Origin of the sequence: Methanospirillum sp., from assembly GCF_028679455.1 — an archaeon.
GTDB lineage: Archaea > Halobacteriota > Methanomicrobia > Methanomicrobiales > Methanospirillaceae > Methanospirillum.
The window spans coordinates 1-2,883 of sequence record NZ_JAJRBM010000219.1; the positions used below are offsets into that span (position 1 = coordinate 1).

Annotated in this window: 1 protein-coding gene; it reads right to left on the reverse strand. The window is 41.0% G+C overall.

Annotation, left to right across the window (positions count from 1 at the left end; all coding sequences use genetic code 11):
* Positions 1-2,883 (reverse strand): phage/plasmid primase, P4 family (locus tag LUQ50_RS07210; protein WP_300038347.1); only part of this gene is annotated, 2,883 nt, incomplete at both ends.

Below are 2,883 nucleotides of genomic sequence, written 5' to 3' on the forward strand. Positions count from 1 at the left end.
AGCGGGGAGCATGGACACCCTTGATAAGAACATTTGTGATAACCTTGGGAATTTAACTCCATATAATCAGATGATTCCAAGGTAATGTTTATTCCACATCTTTTAAGCCACTGCTGTTTAGGTGACATCGTATTTTTTGCCACTCTTGCCATCGATGCCATCGGTGTTTTTAATTGGTCCTTTGTTAAGTGATCATATAAGGTACCTTTCAAAGAATGTATGGCACCTGTGGCATCAGTGGCAATATCAGCAAGTATGCTATAGATAGTCATATCTTGTTCTTCAGATGGATCGGTGTATCGTATCCCCTTCCATGCTTTCAGTTTCCGATGAAGCTCGTAATTTCCATCCTTGACACCTCGTGAACATAATGTATTAGCAAACTTCTTCTGAGTAACAGGAGCCTCATTGTTTTTTGTGGACCAGTCTTCATATAAGGCATAAATATCACGCCGAAGGATCATATCCTCTTTATTAGCAGATTGCGGAATGATTTTACATCGTTCATCAATAAAGGCTGATACTGGATCGATCTGCCTCCGATACTCAGCAGTTGCTTCTATCACATCATATGGACGATCACACAATTTTCCCCGGATTTGGTATCTCTTAAGACCTTCAATCATCCAGTTGAAAATCCCTGGTAACTCCGCCTCCAGTTTCTCCATTATGTGGAGGTCACGTTTTTCTTCAGGTATAGTTACTGTGAATGGGAAAAACCAGATTCGTCTCTCCAATGCATAATCCCAGTCCTTAACAACTGGCTTGTGATTGGTTGAAAGCACTAAGAGATATGCAGGATCATATTCGAAGAACTCTCCAAACAGAAATCGGGCTGTAACTTTATCTCCGCCACTCACTAATTTTATCAAACCAGTGTTGAGAACAGCACCGTCATCAGACTCTGAAGCTACGACCAAGCGACATCCTACTAAGGAAGCAATATCATTGTTTGCTCCTCCTGAATTCTTTTTGGATAAAAATGACTCAAAGGGTAAATTCTTGGCGTAGTCCCCGAAAATCTTCTCCATGGTTCCAAAGATTTTAGATTTACCATTTTGCCCAGTCCCCCAGAATACTAGAAAAATCTCTGCTGGATTACCATGGAGTAAACTGTACCCACATATCTCCTGAAATGCAAGGATGAGTTCTTCATTACCTGCAAAAATGAGGTCTATGTGTTCTTCCCACTTTGGACAATTGACCGTCTCATCATACAATACTCCGGATATCTTGGTTAATAGATCATCCTTGTTATGTGGTCGGAAGGTATGATTTGCAAGGTTGTAGGTCCCATTTTCACAGTTAAAAAGATCCGGATGTGAATCTAACTGGGTTGGTATCACTGAAAGGAGAGGTTTTGAACCATCTAACATGGCTTTTCTCCGTGGCAGTGAAGCACTCTGTTTAGCCCATTTCATTGCAGGATGGTTGTTATCGGGACTGTGATATCTTACCTTAATGTCTTCACACATCTGTTTTACACAATCAGATGCAAAATTTAGCATCTGATCTGTATCATCGTTGTGCCACACCTTTCCAGACCAGATATACCATTTATTCCAAACTGAACAATACCGCACTGAATCCTTAAATATAGCGCTGAAGTACTCAGAATTACCTAAATCTGTGAGGATTAGTTCATGAGGCGTGGTCATCGATGTTGAGGGAGAGAGCATATCGTTATTGATATCCTCAGGTTCCCACCGCATAGCTGAACCAGCTATTTTTGATACCTCATCAATATCCAGAGGTGGGCAACAGACCTCATTGTTAATAGACTTCAACGCTTTGAATAAATCATTGTAGCCATATCCCAGTCTTCGTAATTTCCCAGCTTGTTGGATAAGGTAGTTATTTCGTCCTCCCACTGATACTTGATGTGTTCTATAGGTTGTAGCCTCTTCATGGGACGGTTTACTTTGTTTCTTGTTTAGGCGGAAAGGGGCTATAATTTCAAGGAACTGATTTTTATCAATGACCCGTGGAGGAGTAGATTTGATGATTTCATACTTCTTCCCGTCAGGGTGTACACTTCCTGCACCAACAACATAGTACTTACCTTCTGCACTTCCGGGCCTGATATCTCCAAATTCTACCTTTTCGCCGTTTTCGTTGTATGTAAATAAAAAAACCTTTTTTTCATCAAGATTTTGACATCTGAAGAAAATATGGTAACCACGTTGTTCTTTACGCCCACTTTGGACGGTCAATGTATCACCTAGAAAGTCAATGACTTCTCTCAATGATTGAGAATCATCCGCATCTAATATACAGAGATCTGAACCTTCACGAATGAAAAATCCGTAATTACCTCCAGATTGAATCCATTGGATGAGAGAAGGATCATTAACGGAGTAATGAGCATTTTCGTTCCAACGCTTCTCTAATGGGATCTTTGAATTCTTATTAATCTTAATAAAACGAATTTCATCATCTAGTTCCTTGATCTCCTCTGGAATGACTATAGAATTAATTGTGTTTCTGGATTGACTGATTGAGTCACCCATTACACCTTGAAGGGATTTTTGCCCTTTTTCTTGGGGTGAGAGGGATGTCAGCGGGTTTGGAGGTAAATATGGGTTACTCACTTTTCCGAGTACATCTTCCTTCTTGCCAACTATTGCAGCATAAATCTCCTCAAGGGAACCCGGCTTTGGCTCATTTATTTCACATGGTGAACCCGGCAGAATTTGCCCAGTCATGGTAAAGTAATGCCCCGATGAATACATCTCCCGTTTATTACCTCGATGTCTCTCTCCGGGTATAACACCACGACAGATTGCATGAACCCCAGTCCCTGATGGAGACACTTCAGCATACGAACCTAAATTCATGATCTCATCCAGAACATCCGGCAGTATTTCCCCAGTATCCGAATCA